We start from the raw sequence: 18,293 nt of genomic DNA on the forward strand, positions 1-18,293 counted from the left end.
GGGCGCGCCGTCCCGATTCGAGATGATCGAATGGCGGCTGACACCCGCGTCTCTGGCAGAATGCAGCCCTTATGCGAAGTGGATTGCACGTCGTCATCCCCGTGAGGTGAGTGTGGAGCAGTACATCGAACCCTATGTCCAGCCGATCGTCACGCCGGAGAACAGCACCTATGCCCTCGAAGCGCTGTTCCGGCTCAAGGGCTCGGACGAGTTGCCCGTCCGCCTCTTCCGCCAATGGAAGGACAGCGGCTATGTGAGGACGATCGACCTCGCCATGGTGACGGCGCTGAGATCCGCCCTGAGCGCCACACGCAAGCGGATGCGCGTCGCAATGAACGTATCCGCCCTCACGCTCGAAACCGCGCCGGATGAGTATCTCGCCGAACTGGGCGCACTGTCCGACGTCACCCGCCGGGTGATCGTGGAGATCACGGACATGGCCTCCACCGACAACCTCACCACCCTGGTGGGCTTCGCCCATCGCTGCTCGACGCGGGGGATCTACGTGGCGCTGGACGACGGCGGCCTTTGTCGCGACACGCTGCTTGCAGTCCGGCCGAACTTCGTGAAGATCGGGGCCGGCATCGTGGACGAGGCCTTCTCGGCAAACGATCCGGACGCCCTGCGGGACGCCGTCAAGGGGGCGCACAGCCTCGGGGCCGCGGTGATCGCGAAGAACGTGGACAGCGCGCAGAAGCTGGACTTCGTCAGAACGGCGGGCGTTGACCTGATCCAGGGCCATTGCATCAGCCACCCGATGCCGCTCACGAGCTGGCTGGACCCTGCCGTGCGCAAGACCTGACGCCCCGGCGCCGGACCCCGCTCAGTCGCGCCGCCCCGGATTCAGCCAGCCGCGCATCAGCCGCGTCAGCCGCGGCATCACCAGCCAGGTCATGGTCATGACGATGAGCGCCGTCAACAGCGCCGTGCGCAGCAGGAAAGGCAGACCTTGCAGCCAGGGGGCGACGAACCAGAGGAAGAAGGACACCGTCGGGAAGATACCGAGCCAGGTCACCAGCGCCATCCGCGCACGCGGCGGATGCATGCTGGCCGGTACGACGGCGGGCTCGAACCAGGCCTCGAGGCCGCTCAGCTTGCGGAACTCGGGCTCGCCCTCGGCGACCTCGCGCAGGCGTTCGAGGCAATGGGCGCGCGCGGGGCTGCGGTCCCATTCGTCGAGGTCGGCCTCTGAGGCGAAGCGGGTCACGATCTGATACTCGCCGTCGGGCGCTTCGGGCGGAATGATGTCACCGCCGAGGAAGCCCTTGTGGGCACGCATCTTCGCCAGCATCTCGCGCAGCCGCTCCTCGTATTCCTGCTCGCGTCCGGGCTGCGCGCGTCGGCGGGCGATACGGGTGACGCGGGCGGCGGAGGCTTCGACGGGCGTGCTCATGGGCGCCATCTCTCCTGGTCGGTCTTCACACAGGATCGGCGCATTAGCGCCCGAGGTCCTTCGCCGACACGCCGCCGATACCCCAGTTGCCTTTCGGCACCTCGCTGATCAGCACACGCACGGCCTGCGGCGGCGCATCGAGCGCCTCGACCAGCGCCTGGGTGACCTTTTCGATCACGGCGCGTTTCTGTTCTTCGGTACGGCCTTCGAGAATGTGAATCTGTGCGAACGGCATTGCCTTCTCCCGGACTGAGGCCGGGGCGCCAGTGGGCGCCCCGGAGGGTTCGATTTACTTGAAGCGGACGGACACCGAGCCGAGGTCCTGCACCCGCAGCGTGACATCGTCGCCCGGCTCCACGGCCACCGCCTCTGTGATGCCGCCCGACAGGATCAGCGTGCCGGCGGGGATCTCCTCACCGCGCTCGCCCAGCATGTTGGCCAGCATGGCGATGGCTGCCGCCGGGTGCCCCAGCACCGCGGCCCCGGCGCCGAAGGCCACCGGTTCGCCGTTCTTCTCCAGCACGATGCCGGTGGTGCGCAAGTTGAGGTCGGCCACGTTGCCCATCCGGCCACCGACGACGAAACGGCTCGACGAGCAGTTGTCGGCGACCACGCTCTTCAGGTCGAACTTGAAGTCGCGGTAGCGGCTGTCGATGACCTCGATGGCGGGAATCACGAAGTCAGTCGCTGCCAGAACGGCACCGATATGGCAGCCGGGTCCGCGCAGCGGCGCCTTGGTGACGAAGGCGATCTCGGGCTCGACCTTGGGATGGATCAGCTTCGTGGTGTCGATCTCGCCGCCCTCGGGCACGCTGAAGTAGTCCACCAGGAAGCCGAATACCGGCGTCTCGACGCCCATCTGCTTCATCTTGGCGTGCGAGGTCAGGCCGGCCTTGAGGCCGATGACCCGGTTGCCGCGGGCGACCTTGCGCCGCTTGATCTCGTCCTGGATCGCGTAGGCGTCGTCCCAGTCCATGTCGGGATGCGCGTCGGTGATCTTGGGCGTGTCCTTCGCCTCCAGCTCGCAGGTCTCGAGATGGATGGCGAGTTGTTCGATGACTTCGCGTGACAGTTTCATGCTGCAATCCCCTTCGCCCGCGCCAGATTCAGCGCCGTATCCTCGATCATGTCCTCCTGCCCGCCGACCATGCCGCGCCGGCCCATCTCGACCAGGATCTCGCGCGCGGGCACGCCGTACTTCTTCTCGGCGCGCTTGGCGAACAGCAGGAAGGAGCCATACACGCCGGCATAGCCCAGCGTGAGCGCATCGCGGTCGATGCGGATCGGGAAGTCCATGATCGGCACCACCAGGTCCTCGGCCACGTCCTGGATCCTGAACACATCCACGCCGGTCTCGATTCCCATCAGGTCGCACACCGCAATGAAGACTTCCATCGGGGTGTTGCCCGCACCGGCGCCCAGCCCGGCGGCGGCCGCGTCGATGCGGGTGGCACCGACTTCGAGCGCCGCGAGGCTGTTGGCCACGCCCATGGCGAGGTTGTGGTGGCCGTGAAAGCCGAGTTCCGTTTCCGGTTTCAGCGCGTCCCGCACGGCACTGAGGCGCGACTTGACCGTGTCGGGCAGCAGGTGCCCGGCCGAGTCGGTGACGTAAATGCAGTTGGCGCCGTAGCTCTCCATCAGCTTGGCTTGCTTGACCAGGCCCTCGGGGCTGTTCATGTGCGCCATCATCAGGAAGCCGACGGTGTCCATGCCGAGCTTGCGGGCCATGCCGATGTGTTGCTCGGAGACGTCGGCCTCGGTGCAGTGGGTGGCGACGCGAATCGTCGACACGCCGATCTCGTGCGCCATCTTCAGGTGATCCACCGTGCCGATGCCCGGCAGCAGCAGCGCCGAGACCTTGGCCTGCTTCATCAGCGGGATCACCGCGCCGAGGTATTCCTCGTCGCTGTGGGCGGGGAAACCGTAGTTCACCGAGCTGCCCCCGAGGCCGTCGCCGTGGGTGACCTCGATCAGCGGGATGCCCGCTTCGTCCAGGCCGACGGCGATGGTCTTCATCTGCTCGAGCGTCATCAGGTGACGCTTGGGGTGCATGCCGTCACGCAGGGTCATGTCGTGGACGGTGATCTTCTTGCCGCGAAGTTCCATGTTCTTCATCTCCTTCGTCTGGTCGCCGCTCAGGCCACCATCGTGGCGCGGTTGGATTCGAGTTTCAGGCGCCCGGCGAGGATCTCCTCGGCGAACATCTCGGCGGTGCGCGCACCGGCCGCGGTCATGATGTCGAGGTTGCCGGCGTACTTGGGCAGGTAGTCGCCCAGGCCTTCGACTTCCAGGAAGACCGAGACGCGGTTGCCGTCGAACACCGGGCCATTCACCAGGCGGTAACCGGGCACGTACTTCTGCACTTCGCGGATCATGGCGTGGATGGATTCGGTGATCGCGGCCTGGTCCGGTTCGGTCTCGGTGAGGCAATGCACCGTGTCGCGCATGATCAGCGGCGGTTCGGCCGGGTTGAGGATGATGATGGCCTTGCCTTTCTTGGCGCCGCCCACCTTCTCGACCGCACCGGCAGTGGTGCGGGTGAATTCGTCGATGTTCTTGCGCGTGCCCGGACCGGCACTCTTGGAGGACACCGTGGCGACGATCTCGCCGTAGGCCACCGGCTGCACGCGCGACACCGCCGCGACCATCGGGATCGTGGCCTGGCCGCCGCAGGTGACCATGTTCACGTTCATTTCGCCCTTGCCGACGTGCTCGACGAGATTGACCGGCGGCACGCAGAAGGGGCCGATGGCCGCGGGCGTGAGGTCGATCATCAGCACGCCGAGCTCATTGAGCTTGCGGCTGTTCTCGGCATGGACGTAGGCCGAGGTGGCATCGAAGGCGATCTGCACGCCGTCGGCCAGCACATGCGGCAGCAGGCCGTCGACGCCCTCGGCGGTGGTCTTGAGCCCCATCTCGCGCGCACGCGCCAGGCCCTCGGAAGTGGCGTCGATCCCCACCATCCACACCGGCTCCAGCACCGGGCTACGCTTCAACTTGTACAGCAGGTCGGTGCCGATGTTGCCCGGACCGATCAGGGCGCATTTGATCTTGTTCATGAGAGCTTCCTTGCAAGGAGTGGCGTGAGGACGCAGACCGCACGGCCCCCGGAGAAAGTGGGAGACGGGAGCCGTGCAGTTGCGAACCGGACACGCGCAATCAGACGAAACGCACCGAACAACTGCCGATGCCGCCGATCGTGACGCGCAGGTTGTCGCCCGCCTGTACCGGCACCATGATCGCGAGCGAACCCGAAAGCACGACCTCGCCCGCCTTAAGCGGGATGTCGAGCGCCCCCAGCGTATTCGCCAGCCAGGCCACGGCGTTGGCCGGCGCACCCAGCGCCGCTGCCCCCGAGCCGGTGGCGACGATCTCGCCGTTCTTCTCCAGCACCATGCCGCAGGTGTTCAGGTCGACCTTGCGCGGATCGACCAGGCTGTCGCCCAGCACGAACACGCCGCACGAGGCGTTGTCCGCGACGGTGTCCTGGATCTTGATCTTCCAGTCGCGGATGCGCGAATCGACGATCTCGAAGCAGGTCATGACGCCTTCGGTGGCGGCCAGCACGTCGGCCGCAGTCACGCCCGGCCCCTTGAGATCCTTCTTCAGCACGAAGGCGATCTCGCCTTCGGCCTTGGGCTGGATCAGAGTGTCGGCGGGGATGGCCTCGCCTTCGTTGTAGAGCATGCCGTCGGTGAGCATGCCGAAGTCGGGCTGGTACACGCCGAGCATGTTCATCACCGCCTTGCTGGTCACGCCGATCTTCTTGCCGACGATACGCTCGCCAGCCTCCAGGCGGCGCGCGATCATGCGCTGCTGGATGCGGTAGGCGTCCTCGATGGTGATGTCCGGATGACGCTCGGTGAGCGGCGCCAGCACCTCACGCTTCACCAGTGCGTGGTAGAGCTCGTCGCCGAGTTGTTCGATGGTGTTCTTGTCCATGGCAGCGGTCCTCACAGCTTGATGCAGACGTTCTTGAGCTCGGTGTAGAACTCGAGCGAATGCACGCCGCCTTCGCGGCCGATGCCCGATTGCTTGGAACCGCCGAAGGGGGTACGCAGGTCGCGCAGGAACCAGGAGTTCACCCACACCAGGCCGGCTTCGATCTGGCCGGCGACGCGGTGCGCACGCGCCAGGTCCTTGGTCCACACCGAGCAGGCGAGGCCGTACTCGGTGTCGTTGGCGCGACGGATGACCTCGTCCTCGGCATCGAACGGCTGGATCAGCGTGCAGGGGCCGAAGATCTCCTCGCGCGCGATCGGCGAGCTGTCGTCGAGGCCGGTCCAGATGGTGGGCTGCACCCAGGCGCCGTTGGCGAGCTCGCCCGGCATGTCGGGCACGCCGCCGCCGGTGACCACGGTGGCGCCCAGCGCCCTGGCCTTGTCGTAGTACGACAGCACCTTGCGCTTGTGCTCCTGCGAGATCAGCGGGCCGAGCCCGGTGGCCGCATCCTCGGGCCGGCCGAGCCGCAGGCCTTCCGCTCCCCTCTTCAGCGCCTCGACGAAGCGGTCGAAAATCGGGCGTTCGACATAGACCCGCTCCGTGCCCAAGCAGACCTGGCCGCAGTTGGCGAACACCGAGCGCATCGTGCCTTCGATGGCGGCATCGAAGTCGCAGTCGGCGAAGACGATGGCAGGGTTCTTGCCACCCATCTCCAGCGACACCGGGCGCGCACCGTCGGACGCCGCCTTCATGATCGCCGCCCCCGTGCGCGTCTCGCCGGTGAAGGTGATGGCATTGACGCCGGGGTGGGTGGTGACGAACTCGCCCGCCGAGCCGGGGCCGAAACCATGCACCACGTTGTACACGCCCTTGGGCATGCCGACCTCGTTCATGACTTCACCCAGCAGCGTCGCGGTCTGCGGGGTTTCCTCCGAGGGCTTCACCACCACGGTGTTGCCGCAAGCCAGCGCCGGACCGACCTTCCAGGTCATCAGCAGCAGCGGCAGGTTCCACGGGCAGATCACGCCGACCACGCCCACCGGGCGACGCACTGCGTAGTTCAGCGCACCGCGGCCGTCAGGGGTGGCCATCTCGAAGAACTCGGTCGGGACGCTCTTGATGACGTCGGCGAACACCTTGAAGTTGGCCGCACCGCGCGGGATGTCGATATGGCTGGCGAGGCTGCGCGGCTTGCCGGTGTCGGCGCATTCGGCCGCGAGGAAATCGTCGAAGCGCTTGTTGATGCCGTCGGCCACCGCATTGAGCAGGTCGACGCGCTCGGCCACGGTCATTCGGCCCCAGGGCCCGTTCAGCGCGGCGCGTGCCGCCGCGACGGCGGCATCGACCTCGGCCTTGCCCGCCTCATGCACCGTGGCGATCAACGCGTTGTCCAGCGGCGAGAACTTGTCGAAGGACTTGGCCGTGGCGACGAACTCGCCGTTGATGAAGTTGTGGATCTGTTTCATTGACTGCGCTCCCTCACGCTTCACTTGTGTCGGCACCGATTGCGCGCAGGCCGGCCTGCGCGCAGATGCCATCCTGTTCTTCCGAAGCACCGGACACACCGATGCCGCCAAGCAGTGCGCCGCCACTGCGGATGGGCAGGCCGCCGCCGAAGACGATGAGCCGCGGCTGGGCGGAGAAACCGAGCTTCATGCCCTCGTTGTCGCCCACAACCTTCATCCAGTCACCGGTCGGGAAGCCGAAACCACCCGCGGTGTAGGCCTTGTCGATGGCGATCGCGATCGACTGCGGGAAGGCGCCCGGCATGCGCAGGAAGGCCACCAGGTTGCCCGAGGCATCGGCGACGGCGACGTTGATGCGCACGCCCAGCCGCTGCGCTTCCTGCACGGCGGCTTCCACCGCCGCATGTGCGGCTTCCCAGCTGATCGTGTTCTGCGTGACGGCAAGCTTCATTCTCTCGACTCCCAATTCGCACTGCTGCGTCTGACCCATGTGAAGTTAGACCAGCTTATTCTCGACGTCAATATATTTTCTCGAGATTTTAGACAATCTGCCGTAAAGGCTGCCGTCAGCTAGAATGCAAGCGAAATTGCCCTTCGGACCCCGCACCACCATGAGCGAAAACGCCCTCACCCAAGCCCCGGAAGCCCTGGAACCCAAGACCCTGGTCGAAGGCGCCTACCAGCGTCTGCGCCGCGACATCATCGAGGGCGTGCATGCACCGGGCGAGAAGCTGCGCGTCGAGCACCTCAAGGACCGCTACGACGTCGGCGCCGGCACGCTGCGCGAGGCGCTCCTGCTGCTGGTGACCGACGCCCTGGTCGTCGCGCAGGGCCAGCGTGGCTTCCGTGTCGCACCGATCTCGATCGCCGACTTCGAGGACATCACCCGCACCCGCGTACTGCTCGAGACCGAAGCGCTCAGGCAATCGATCGCCTCGGGTGGCGAGGAATGGGAAGCCGCGATCGTCGCCGCCTTCCACCGCCTGTCGCGTGCCGAGCAGCGCCTGGCCGATCACGACGTCGGCACCACGCAGGAATGGGAGGTCCGCAACCGCGCCTTCCATGAAGCCCTCATCTCCGCCTCCGGCTCGCGCTGGATCCGTCATTTCCAGCGCATCCTCTACCAGCAGTCCGAGCGGTATCGCCGCATCAGCCTGTTCCGCCAGCCCATCGCCCGCGACATTCATGCCGAGCACCAGGCCTTGTTCGAGGCAACGCTGGCACGCGATGCGACCCGCGCCACCTCCATCCTGACCGAGCACATCCTGCGCACCCTGGATGCCGTCAGGCGCATGCCGGCAGACTTCTTCACCGGCAAGGGCAAGCACTGAGACCCGGCCACGGCAGCGACGCTGCCGTGGCCGCTGCCGCTTACGACACCACGGTCAGGAAGCGCTCGTTGAGCTTGCGGTCGTGGTAGAAGATGCCCGCACCGACCTCATCCCAGGTCCAGCGGATCGGCTTCCAGTCCGGGTAGCACTGATAACCGCCGCAGAAGGTTTCGAAGCGGTTGCCCGACGGATCGAAGGCGTAGATCGTGGTGCCGCGCGTAATGCCATGGCGGGTCGGACCGATGTCGATCGACACCCGGTTCATCGACATGATGTCGGCCGCCCGCAGCACCTTCTCCCAGCTTTCGAGCAGGAAGGAGACGTGGTGCAGCTTGCCCGGCTCGGGATGGCGGACGAAGGCGATGTCATGCGCCTTGATCGAGCACGACAGCCAGATCGCCAGATCGGTCTTGCCGTCTTCCATGATCACGTGCTCGACGAGGTAGAAGCCGAGCACGTTCACGAAGATGTCCTGCACCTTCTCGATGTCGGGACCGTAGAGCAGGCAATGGTCGAGGCGGATGGGGGCGATGCCGCGCTCGGCGTCGTCGGTCCAGGGCGGCGGGTTGGTGTAGGTGTCGTCGTTGCCGTAGTCGCTCTTTTCCCAGTACAGCTCGATCAGGTGGCCGGAGGGCACCTCGAAGCGCACGCGCTCGCCCGTCTCCAGCAGCTCGCCGGCCGGAATGCGCTCAGTCTTGACGCCGTAGGCCTGCAGGTCGCGGTCGAGCTTGTCGAGCGTGGCCTGGTCCGACACCTTGAAACCGAAGAAGTCGATGCCGGCGCTGTCGGCCTCGCGCAGGACGACGCTATGGTGGTCGCGCTCGTCCCAGGCCTTGAAGTACACGCGGCCCTGGCTGTCGCGGCCGGTCTCGATCAGGCCGAGCACCTTGCCGTAGTGTTTGACCCCTTCCTCGATGTTGAGCACGCGGATCTGGGCGTGGCCCGGACGCAGAACACCAGTCATTGCCATGATTGTCTCCTCTCCATATTGATTGCCGGGGTGGATTCCCGCGGCGGTTTGAAATCGTCACGACACAGGCCGGCAGCCGGGCAGGCGCCGCCGGCCAGAGAACACTAGATGCGCTTGAACAGGGGGCTGCGGACCTGCTGGACATCGGCTGCGGAGAAGAACTTCTCCATGAAGATGTCCCGCTCGAACAGGCGGCCCTGCATCAGCGCGGTGATGCACGCGTCGATCATCAGCGGCGGGCCGCACAGGTAGGCCTTGTGTCCGCGGAAGTCATTGTCGAAGTGCGCCGTCGCCGCCTCGTGGACATAGCCGCGGAAGCCGTCCCAGCCGGAGTCGGCCGGCTCGTCCGACAGGGCCGGGACGTAGCTGAAGTTCGGGTACTTCGCGGCGAGCGCGAGGAACGCGTCGTGGTAATACAGCTCGCCCCGGTTGCGCTGGCCGTACACCAAGGTCATCGGTCGCGTGTCGCCGGCTTCGAGCAGGTCGAGGATCATCGAGCGCGGGCTCGACAGCCCCGAGCCACCGGCCATGAACAGCAGCGCTTCGGGCGCCGACTTGCGCACGAAGAAGCGACCGTAGGGACCGGACAGGCGCACACGCTCGCCGACCTTGAGTTGCTCGTGGATCCACGTGGTGCCGCGGCCGCCCGGGACGACGCGGATGTTGAGTTCCACCTCGCGTCCGGTCGACGGCGGATTCGCCAGCGAAAAGGCCCGGCTGTACTCGCCGCCTTCGAGGAAGAAGTTGATGTACTGGCCGGCCTGGAAGTGCATCGGCTCGTCGGTCTCGATGAACACCGCCTTGATCGTGGGCGTGAGCGCCTCGATGCGGGTCACGGTGCCAGGGAAGTCGCGCACCGGGATCGACTCCGCGTCCGCCTCCTCCTCGATCTCGGCCTCGATCGTCACGTCCGACTCGAGGCGTGCACAGCACGCCAGCGTCTTGCCCTCGTCGCGCTCGAAATCCATCAGCGCGAAGCTCGACGCCTCGCCGTGGTCTACCTCGCCGTCAAGGACCTGCACCTTGCAGGTGGCGCACAGGCCGTGACAGCAGGCATGGGGCAGCCAGATTCCGGCGCGCAGGGCAGCGTCGAGGATGGTCTGGCCCTCCTCCACTTCGATCGTCTGGCCGATCGGTTCAATGGTCAGTTCGTAGCTCATGATGCGTTTCCGTTCTTTTCCCTTCTCCGCCGGGCGAAGTTGGCGACCCACCGCAGCGGGCCGCTGCCCGCACGCAGCTTCAGTTGCACGAACCCTTGATGCCGGTGAGACCGGGCGTGCGGAAGCGGATCACGTCCTTGTGCCTGAGGCCGTTGTCGGCGAGCGACTTGTCGAAGTCGGGCGCGAACGGCTTGCCGGACTTCAACCACTCGACCTTCGTCCAGTCGATCTGGGCGAAGTCCGGGTGGTAACCGAAGGCGGCTTTCATCGGCCCGGCAACCACGTCACCGAAGCGCATCGTCGGCGGAAAGGGGAAGCAGAACGGGGCGCAGAAAAGCAGATGGTCTTCCCAGCCGATGTAGAGCAGTTGCGCGCCGTGGAACTTGTCCTGGGTGTCGGCGGGCGCGAAGTCGTACTTGGAAATGGCGGCTACAGCCATGTCATGTCTCCTGGTGTCTTGTCGTCGGCCGCGGACCGAGGCAGGCCCGCGGCATCGAGGGCTCAGATGTTCTTCGTCGCCTGGCCGCGCCACTCGGCGAAGTTCTTCTTGTCTTCCGAGATGTCGAAGTCGAGGTTGTCGCGGCCATGCTCGAGGTTGTAGTACTTCAGCACCGCGCCAAGCGCGTCGAAGCCCTCGACCGTCGGGTCGGTGCCCTCGGGGAAGCAGTTGCCCTGGTAGATCTGGTGCACCGGCAGCCAGGCCTGGACATACTTCTCCGGCTCGTGCTCGAAGATCTCTTTGCAGTGATCCGAACAGAAGTGATACTTGTCGCCCTTGTAGTCGACCTCGCGGTAGCAGATCTTGGTCGGGTCGCCCGGCTCGGTGAACAGCATCGGGATCTGGCAGGTCTGGCACAGCATGGGCAGCGTCTTGTTGTAGAAGCGGTTGCCCTTGGCGGCCTGCTCGCGCCAGAACTCGTAGCGCGGGCGGTAGTGTTTGTCGAAGCTGTTCGGGTACTTCGCCGACAGCCACGCCATCTCGTCTTCGTCCGGCATCCAGGTGTGGAAGTTGGCGGCGGCGGCGTAGTTGTAGAAGGTGCTCCAGGCCTGGTGAGACAGGTGGTCCTTCTCGAGCGCGATCTGCTCGGCGCACTTCGGCATCTTGATGCCATAGCGGGCGAGGTCCTTGAACAGCGCGCCGCCGTTCTCTTCGAAGTACACCTCCCAGGCTTCCTTCCAGCTCATCGTGCGCTTGGGCAGCATGTAGTCCATCATCATTGCCACCAGGGTCAGCACGCGATAGCCGCGCCAGGTCCACTTGTCGATCCAGCGCTGCACGATGGGCACGTTGGCGGGGTCCTGCTCGAGGATGAACTTGATCACCTCCAGGCCCAGCGTCATGTGGCGTGCTTCGTCGGACTGCGCCGAGAAGCCGAAGGTCATCGTGCCCATGTCGCCGTTGTAGGCTGCGCCCGAGACGAAGGGCACGAACAGCAGGTTGGTCAGCACGTACTCGAACGAGAAGCCGATCGAGACCATGAACTCGAACGGGCCGGCGGTGATGGCATCGTCGAAGAAACTCTTCGGCACCGACAGGAACCACACGCGGTCGTGCATGTGATGGAAGTCGTGCATGCCGTTGTAGTACTTGTTGTAGTTCGAGATCGCGTGCACCTGCGTCTGCGCGTGGCGGATCTCGTCGAGCGACTGCATCAGGCAGGCGACGCGCGGACCAGGGCCGGGGAAAGCCCTGCCGGCATGGGCGAAGCCGCGGTGGGCGACGTACTCGAGCGGGCTGATGCCGCTGATAAAGAGCTTGACGGTATTGATGTAGCGCGCGTCAGTGACGTTGAGGTGGCCGTTGTTCTGGTTGAAGGCGTCGATGATCGCGTACAGCTTGCGTTCCTTCTCGGCCTGGTACTTCCAGTAGGCATCCATGGTCAGGCGGAAGGGGTCCTCCCACTTGTCCCAGTCGTGGATCTTGATCCCCTCGTAGGCGATGTAGGGGTAGATGTCTTCCATCTTCTGGTAGGACGGGGTCCAGTCGAGGCCCCGGGTCATCACCGAATAGCGCTCTTTCAGGCCGAGCTTCTTCTTGGCAACTTGCATGTCCATCGTCTTGTCTCCTCGGGGTCTCAGGATTTCCAGAACAGGGTGATCTCGTCGTCGGTCTGATCGAGGTTGCCCGACATGGTGATCATGTTGACCTGCAGCTCCTGCAGGTCGTACGCGCGGCCGGTGATCTCCTCGATCGTCTCGCGGCGCACGACGAGGCGGCCGTCGGCGTTGATCTTCACCATCGCGGGCTGCTCGTCCACGACTGCCGAAGGGTTGTCCTGCAGGATCGCCTCGATGATCGGGCGGGTGTCTTCGTTGGTCTGCAACGCAAGGAATACGGTCGACATTGGGTGCTCCGCTCAGAGGGTGACGCCGGCCTTGGCCATGCGTGCGTTGAATTGCTGGACGACTTCGGCGAGAACCTCGTCCGAGCGATTGCCGAGGGCGATGCGCGCCACCGGCAACAGTGCCGAGGCCGAACGATCGCGCCACTGACTCAGCCAGCGCGCCATGACCTCCTTGTTCTCGGGCGACTCGGCCGCCGCGATCTTCACCGTGGCATCGACCCATTTCCTGGTCTCGGCAAACCAGTCGGTCATGAACTGGGTGAGCATCGCCACCGCGGTACCGCCCTGGGACGAGAGCACGTCATCGACGATGGTTTCGTACACCAGCGGATACAGCAGGCCATCGAGCGCGACGTTCTGCGCCACGAAGAGCTCCACCGGGTCCTTGATCACGAAGGAGTCCTCGACGTAGCGGCGCAGGCCCTGCCAGGCGTCGTCCTCCATCCAGGCGCGCTTGGCTTCGTCCAGCGATTCGACATCGCCGAGCAGCAGCCCGACGCGGGTGAGGTACTGGGCGATGCCGAGCTGGTCCATCGCCTGGTAGATGTGCGGCTGCGAGAAACCGGTGCCATAGCTGTAGGCACAGACACTCGCGTTGTTCATGTTCGAGCCCCAGGCCACGTGGCGCAGTGGCAGCAGCAGCTTGAGTACGGTATCGCGCACCGACTCGGGCAGGGTCGCAGCGAGACCGCGGTTCTCGACGAAGTCGAAGTTGGCCTCCGCGGTGTCCTGCTGCTTGGCGCGCGCCATGGTGTAGGCGCCGTAGTAGAACTGGCGCGGATCCTTGAACGCGTACCAGTCGGCCATCCTGATCGCGGTGCGCGAGGCATCGTAGATGTCGTGCTCGGGGTCCCAGGTCGGCCGGTAATGGAAATTGGCCGTCTGCTGCATGTCCAGCGTGCCCTCCTGGTAACGCGACGCCGGCTTGTCGCCACCGATGCGCCGGGCGATGTTGTCGAACGTCTGTCGCAGCGGCTTGATGGTGACGGTACGCAAATCGATCTGCATGGGTTCTCCTCCTTGTGCTTGTGGGTCACGCTCAGCGGAACCGCTGGTGCGTGGCTTGATGCAGGTTCCAGTTCCAGTCCTCCGTTGCGCCCGTGCCGCCATCGTCACGGGGCTCGAGGAAGACCACGCCATTGACCTCGCAGAACGATGCGTAGGCCTCCGACGGGAGCAACATCTCGGCGTAGAGCTCGGGGTCGCCGATCGCGAACTCGAACTCCACGAAGCCGTCAGGCCTGCGCTCGATCAGGCGCACGAACTTCCGGCTGAGGTCGATTTCGGGCTCTGTACGCTTCATCCCTCACTCTCCTTCGGTTTGATCAACACGGGCTTGCCACGGGGAAGGCAGTAACAACTTCCGTGCCAATCTCATTCAATCGCCGCATTGACGCTATTTATCATTATTCTCGAGATTTCTTCGCCATCTCAAGCCGACGCAGCACTTAACCAAATGATCACTTAATGCATTTCATTGATTATTTGATTCACTCCCTTTATTGCCATGCACAACACGCCCCCCGATAACGGAACGGGCCGGGGACTCTCGTCCGCCGGCCCGTTCGGTGCCTTGCCAGTGATCGATGTGCGGGGTTCAGTCACGCCGGCCCGCACAGACCGACTTCGCCATCTTGCCCACCACCTTCAGGCTCAGGTCGCTGTCGGGGAAGAGCTTGCATGCCAGCACCACGCCGTCCGCCTCCTCTGCTTCGGACACGCAGGCGCGGCTCATCTTGCGCGTGTGGTAGGCGCCCCCGGTGACCCGCACCTTGCAAACGCCACAGCCGCCTCCGCGACAGCCCACCGGGATACCCTTTCGCCCGAGGGCCTCCATCGCACGCAGCACGCTGTCCTGCTCGGCGCACGCGACCCGTTCCCCGCTGTCCTCGATCGTCACCGCGAATCTCTGCCCCATCCCTACGGTCTCCTCTCTCGATGTGCCTGTCGTCGATGTGCGTAGCACCGCGCCCGTACACGATCAGCAATTGGTCGCTCATGACGGCGATACGGCACATCGATACAAGAATCGTGCCAATCATTTATTTTTCTCGAGATTTTCACTATGATCGCCGGACGGCCCCGCTCCCTGAACAGGCGCCGCCTCGGTTAAGCTTTGGTCTCGATCCGGGCAACGCCGAGGTGTCCGGGGAACGACCCGCCGCAGAGCGGAGCGACATGAACCTGGAGGAGACCCTTGGCCACTATCCATTACCCGGAGAGCGCGGACCTGCGCAGCCTGCTCCGGTTCGCGCCGGAAGACGGGCACATCTGGCTGGCGGAGAACCGTATGCTGCTCCTGCACGCCGGCGCCATGTCCGAGCTGCGCAAGGAGCTGATCTCGTCGGTGGGCCAGCAACAGGCACGCCGAATTCTCACGCGCATGGGCTTTGCCTCCGGCATGCGGGACGCCGAACTGGCGCGCAAGACACGCGGCACCAGCGGACCGGCCGATGCCTTCGTGGTCGGGCCGCAACTGCACATGCTCGAGGGCTGTGCGCGGGTCGAACCGGTACGGATCGAGTTCGGCGGACCGGACAACGGCTTCTACGGCGAATTCCTATGGCACAACGCCTGGGAGGCCGAGGTGCACGTGCAGGCCTTCGGCGAGGTGGACCACCCGGTGTGCTGGATGATGATCGGCTATGCCTCGGGCTATACCAGCGCCTTCATGGGGCGCTTCATCCTGTTCAAGGAAGTCGAGTGTGCCGCCACCGGCTGCGAGCACTGCCGCATCGTCGGCAAGCCCGCCGAGGAATGGCCCGACGCGGACGAACTACGGCCGTACTTCGAGGCCGACTCGATCGTCGGCCGCCTGCTCGAACTGCGCGACGAGATCGAGGCAATGCGCCACACGATCGCCTGTCCGCGCCGAACCGCCGATCTCATCGGTAACTCGTCGGCCTTCCTCCACGCCTACGACCTCGTCAGCCGCGCCGCCTCGACCAACGTCTCGGTACTGCTGCTCGGCGAAACCGGCGTCGGCAAGGAGCGCTTCGCCCGCACGCTGCACGAGATGAGCCCGCGCAAGGACGAGCCCTTCGTCGCGGTCAACTGCGCCGCCCTGCCCCACGAGCTGATCGAATCCGAATTGTTCGGGGTGGAGCGCGGCGCCTTCACGGGCGCCCACGCATCGCGCGCGGGCAAGTTCGAGCGCGCACATGGCGGCACCCTGTTCCTGGACGAGGTCGGCGAATTGCCGCTGCCCGCACAGGCCAAACTGCTGCGAGTACTGCAGGAAGGGGAAATCGAACGGCTGGGCGACGAACGCACGCGCAAGGTGAATGTCCGGCTGGTCGCCGCCACCAACGTCGACCTGCAAAAGGCCGTCCACGCCGGCACCTTCCGCCGCGACCTGTTCTACCGGCTCAACGTCTATCCGGTGACGATCCCGCCGCTGCGCGAACGGACCGGCGACATCCCTGCCCTGGTCGACGCCATGGTCCGCCGCTTCGAGACCCTGCACGGCAAACGCATCGCCGGCATCAGCGACAAGGCCATGCACGCACTCAAGCTCCATGCCTGGCCTGGCAACGTGCGCGAACTCGAGAACGTGCTCGAACGCGGCGTGATCCTCGCGCCGCAGAACGGGCTGATCGAGGTCGAGCATCTTTTCATCGGCAACTTTAGCGACACCGCCCAGCAACACTCGCTGAGCGCGCAGGGCGCGCTCGAAGTCACACGGCAGCCGGAGCAAGATCTCGTCGCAGCGGTACTCGACTCAGGGGTGTCGCTCGAGGCCTTCGAGCAAAGCCTCCTGCAACGCGCCGTCGAGCAGGCCAACGGCAACCTCGCAGCCGCCGCACGCCTCCTCGGCATGACCCGGCCGCAGCTCAACTACCGGATCAAGAAGCAGGCCGACTGAGGCTGGCGTCAGCGCCTCACCGCCTTTCGATCAGCCGCGTTCGGGCTCGACCGACGTGACCGCCTTGCGCACAAAGGCACCTTGTTGTCGTGCATAGTCCCACTGCTCGATAAGGCAGTCCTTTCCTGCATCGGCGCCGCGCCTACCCTGCTCACCGCGCGACTCGCCCCAGCGCAGGATATTTACGGAATTGGGCGCCTCGAGGCGTATGCGTGACGACACCGCGGTTCCCGCCTGCACGACCCAGAGTCGCCGCGCCAAACCATGCTGCGCCAGCGTGTAGGGCAGATGAATATGCCCACCCAGCACCAGGTCCGCCCCGGCCGCCGCCCAAGCCCGCAAAGCCGCATGGTGGCCGCGCAACTGGTCGGCACGATCCTCAGCCCTGATGACGGCCGCAGGCTGGTGCACCACTACCACGCGCAACTGCTGTGCTCTGGCGCCTGCCAGCCAGGTCGCCACGCGATCGATCTGCGCCGCGGACACTTCTCCGTTCTTGAACCGCCATGGGCGCGTGGTGTTGACGCCAATGACGAGGAGATCCTGCGAAGCGTGAACGGGCTCGAGATCGGATCCGAACGCCTTGGCGTAGCGCGCGTACGGGCGGGTGAAGCGCGCCCATAGATCGAACAGTGCGATGTCGTGGTTGCCCGGCACAGCCAGAACCCGAGCCCCCAGTCGATCGGCGAAGGCCTTTGCAGCGCGAAACTGGACGGGCCGCGCACGCTGCGTGATGTCGCCCGACAGCACCACCACATCCGGGCGCTGCTGGGCGGCCAGGGTGACCAGGGCCTCGACCACCCGCGGCTCTTCGGTACCGAAATGGGTGTCGGAAATGTGCAGCAGGACACTCATGCCGCAGCCTCGGGCGCACCTGCCCTGCCGTCTGCGCCCGATACCTGGAGCAGGTACAAAGGCTTGCCCAGCACACGAATGTCGATCGGCGCGCGCATGCGTGTCACTTCACCGTCAAACGCGACTACGAACACCTTGCGTCTCGTTGCCAGCCTGGGCCTCACCACCATGTGCCGGAACTCGAAGGTTTCCACGCCGGCGGCATCCCCCAGTCTGCCCATTGCCCCGCGCAGCATCAGTCCGAGCATCGACATCGTACCGATGGGCCGCAGCATCAGCGCGGCCATGCTGCCGTCGCCGGGCGTACCGTCCAGGGTGTCTTCAGGATCCACTCCGACCTGTTGCAACTGCAGCCGGTTGTTGCCGACGAAGAGCGTCAGGGTCTGCACATCGCGAACCGTGGTAGCCGTTTCGATGTGCAGCCGCAGTCGGCGTTGCGCACGCAGCAAGGTCGCACAAGCCGCCACGAACGCCACCCAGCGGCTGCGGCCAAAGCGCGCTTTCCAGGCCTCGCGGTCCTGCAACAGTTCGGGGTAAGCGCCCAGGCTGGCATTGACCAGGAAAATCCGGTCGTTGATGGCCCCCACCTGCACCGGCATCGGGCTCGCATTCATCAACTGGCGTGCCGCAGCGTCCGGCTCGGTCGCGATCCCGTGCGTCCGGGCAAAGTAATTGAAGGTGCCGTAAGGGATGACGCCCATTGGGCAACCGGCTGCGTGCGCAGCCTGCGCCACCGTGTTGAGGCTTCCATCGCCACCGACCGCCACCACGGACGTCCCGCGCGCCGCCGCCGCCGCAGCGGCCTCGGTGGCCACCCGTCCCAGATCGGCAGGTTCGCACGCCAACAATTCACCCTTTCGCCCATACTCGGCGAGCGCACGCCGGATCACGGTCTGCTTGGCCTCAAGGTCGAGCGCACCCGCACCGGCATTGATCACGAACAGCAGGGGCGCCGCGGGGTCGAGT

Annotated in this window: 21 protein-coding genes; 3 read left to right on the forward strand and 18 right to left on the reverse strand. The window is 65.3% G+C overall.

Going from position 1 to position 18,293, the window contains the following annotated elements:
- Positions 1–22 precede the first annotated feature (22 nt).
- The gene (locus tag CGK74_RS13495) at positions 23–802 is read left to right on the forward strand and encodes an EAL domain-containing protein (protein WP_165770084.1); all 780 of its coding nucleotides are present in this window, start codon (positions 23–25) and stop codon (positions 800–802) included.
- A gap of 21 nt (positions 803–823) precedes the next feature.
- On the opposite strand, the gene CGK74_RS13500 is transcribed toward CGK74_RS13495, so the two are convergent.
- The 8 genes from CGK74_RS13500 to CGK74_RS13535 form a co-directional block, all read right to left on the reverse strand.
- Positions 824–1,393 (reverse strand): antibiotic biosynthesis monooxygenase, encoded by a 570-nt coding sequence (locus CGK74_RS13500; protein WP_094269135.1) that lies wholly within the window; start codon positions 1,391–1,393, stop codon positions 824–826.
- Positions 1,394–1,436: 43 nt separating this feature from the next.
- Positions 1,437–1,628, reverse strand: coding sequence for a 2-hydroxymuconate tautomerase (locus CGK74_RS13505; protein ID WP_094268969.1), 192 nt, complete (start codon positions 1,626–1,628; stop codon positions 1,437–1,439).
- 54 nt (positions 1,629–1,682) lie between these two features.
- Positions 1,683–2,471: a 2-oxo-3-hexenedioate decarboxylase gene (gene dmpH / locus CGK74_RS13510; protein ID WP_094268970.1), complete on the reverse strand. Its 789-nt coding sequence runs from the start codon at positions 2,469–2,471 to the stop codon at positions 1,683–1,685.
- Positions 2,468–3,499: a 4-hydroxy-2-oxovalerate aldolase gene (dmpG, locus tag CGK74_RS13515; RefSeq protein ID WP_094269136.1), complete on the reverse strand. Its 1,032-nt coding sequence runs from the start codon at positions 3,497–3,499 to the stop codon at positions 2,468–2,470. Before dmpG ends, dmpH begins: the two co-directional genes overlap by 4 nt.
- 29 nt (positions 3,500–3,528) lie before the next feature.
- A complete protein-coding gene (locus CGK74_RS13520; protein ID WP_094268971.1) occupies positions 3,529–4,452 on the reverse strand; it encodes an acetaldehyde dehydrogenase (acetylating) in 924 nt (307 codons plus the stop codon).
- 100 nt (positions 4,453–4,552) lie between these two features.
- Complete coding sequence (gene dmpE / locus CGK74_RS13525; RefSeq protein ID WP_094268972.1) at positions 4,553–5,335, reverse strand: 2-oxopent-4-enoate hydratase; 783 nt, start codon at positions 5,333–5,335, stop codon at positions 4,553–4,555.
- Positions 5,336–5,346: 11 nt separating this feature from the next.
- A complete protein-coding gene (locus tag CGK74_RS13530; protein WP_094268973.1) occupies positions 5,347–6,801 on the reverse strand; it encodes a 2-hydroxymuconic semialdehyde dehydrogenase in 1,455 nt (484 codons plus the stop codon).
- A gap of 13 nt (positions 6,802–6,814) precedes the next feature.
- Positions 6,815–7,252, reverse strand: a complete 438-nt coding sequence (locus CGK74_RS13535) for a GlcG/HbpS family heme-binding protein (protein WP_094268974.1) — start codon at positions 7,250–7,252, stop codon at positions 6,815–6,817.
- A gap of 160 nt (positions 7,253–7,412) precedes the next feature.
- Here CGK74_RS13535 and CGK74_RS13540 point away from each other — a divergent pair, with 160 nt between their 5' ends.
- Positions 7,413–8,132, forward strand: a complete 720-nt coding sequence (locus tag CGK74_RS13540) for an FCD domain-containing protein (protein ID WP_094268975.1) — start codon at positions 7,413–7,415, stop codon at positions 8,130–8,132.
- Between the two features lie 40 nt (positions 8,133–8,172).
- Here the strand turns inward: CGK74_RS13540 and CGK74_RS13545 are convergent, their stop codons facing one another.
- The 8 genes from CGK74_RS13545 to CGK74_RS13580 all read right to left on the reverse strand — a co-directional run bounded on the left by CGK74_RS13545 (position 8,173) and on the right by CGK74_RS13580 (position 14,525).
- Positions 8,173–9,102, reverse strand: coding sequence for a catechol 2,3-dioxygenase (locus CGK74_RS13545; RefSeq protein WP_094268976.1), 930 nt, complete (start codon positions 9,100–9,102; stop codon positions 8,173–8,175).
- A 104-nt stretch (positions 9,103–9,206) separates the two neighbouring features.
- Positions 9,207–10,262 carry an NADH:ubiquinone reductase (Na(+)-transporting) subunit F gene (locus CGK74_RS13550; RefSeq protein WP_094268977.1) on the reverse strand — a complete coding sequence of 352 codons (1,056 nt, stop codon included), beginning with the start codon at positions 10,260–10,262 and terminating at the stop codon, positions 9,207–9,209.
- A gap of 79 nt (positions 10,263–10,341) precedes the next feature.
- The gene (locus CGK74_RS13555; protein ID WP_094268978.1) at positions 10,342–10,701 is read right to left on the reverse strand and encodes a phenol hydroxylase subunit P4; all 360 of its coding nucleotides are present in this window, start codon (positions 10,699–10,701) and stop codon (positions 10,342–10,344) included.
- A 62-nt stretch (positions 10,702–10,763) separates the two neighbouring features.
- Entirely contained in the window at positions 10,764–12,317 is a 1,554-nt protein-coding gene (locus tag CGK74_RS13560; protein ID WP_094268979.1) for an aromatic/alkene/methane monooxygenase hydroxylase/oxygenase subunit alpha, read from the reverse strand.
- A gap of 20 nt (positions 12,318–12,337) precedes the next feature.
- Complete coding sequence (locus CGK74_RS13565; RefSeq protein WP_004252836.1) at positions 12,338–12,607, reverse strand: MmoB/DmpM family protein; 270 nt, start codon at positions 12,605–12,607, stop codon at positions 12,338–12,340.
- A gap of 12 nt (positions 12,608–12,619) precedes the next feature.
- A complete protein-coding gene (locus CGK74_RS13570; RefSeq protein WP_094268980.1) occupies positions 12,620–13,615 on the reverse strand; it encodes an aromatic/alkene monooxygenase hydroxylase subunit beta in 996 nt (331 codons plus the stop codon).
- A 31-nt stretch (positions 13,616–13,646) separates the two neighbouring features.
- Complete coding sequence (locus CGK74_RS13575; RefSeq protein ID WP_094268981.1) at positions 13,647–13,910, reverse strand: phenol hydroxylase subunit; 264 nt, start codon at positions 13,908–13,910, stop codon at positions 13,647–13,649.
- Positions 13,911–14,204: 294 nt separating this feature from the next.
- On the reverse strand, positions 14,205–14,525 hold the full coding sequence (locus CGK74_RS13580; protein WP_094268982.1) for a 2Fe-2S iron-sulfur cluster binding domain-containing protein: 321 nt from the start codon (positions 14,523–14,525) through the stop codon (positions 14,205–14,207).
- Between the two features lie 279 nt (positions 14,526–14,804).
- Between CGK74_RS13580 and CGK74_RS13585 the strand changes: the two genes are divergently transcribed.
- On the forward strand, positions 14,805–16,472 hold the full coding sequence (locus tag CGK74_RS13585; RefSeq protein WP_094268983.1) for a sigma-54-dependent Fis family transcriptional regulator: 1,668 nt from the start codon (positions 14,805–14,807) through the stop codon (positions 16,470–16,472).
- Between the two features lie 30 nt (positions 16,473–16,502).
- Here the strand turns inward: CGK74_RS13585 and CGK74_RS13590 are convergent, their stop codons facing one another.
- Positions 16,503–17,327, reverse strand: coding sequence for a metallophosphoesterase family protein (locus CGK74_RS13590; RefSeq protein WP_094268984.1), 825 nt, complete (start codon positions 17,325–17,327; stop codon positions 16,503–16,505).
- Positions 17,324–18,265, reverse strand: coding sequence for a diacylglycerol/lipid kinase family protein (locus CGK74_RS13595; protein WP_240498723.1), 942 nt, complete (start codon positions 18,263–18,265; stop codon positions 17,324–17,326). The genes CGK74_RS13590 and CGK74_RS13595 overlap by 4 nt, the downstream gene beginning before the upstream one ends.
- Positions 18,266–18,293: the final 28 nt, after the last annotated feature.

Source organism: Thauera propionica, assembly GCF_002245655.1.
GTDB classification, from domain to species: domain Bacteria; phylum Pseudomonadota; class Gammaproteobacteria; order Burkholderiales; family Rhodocyclaceae; genus Thauera; species Thauera propionica.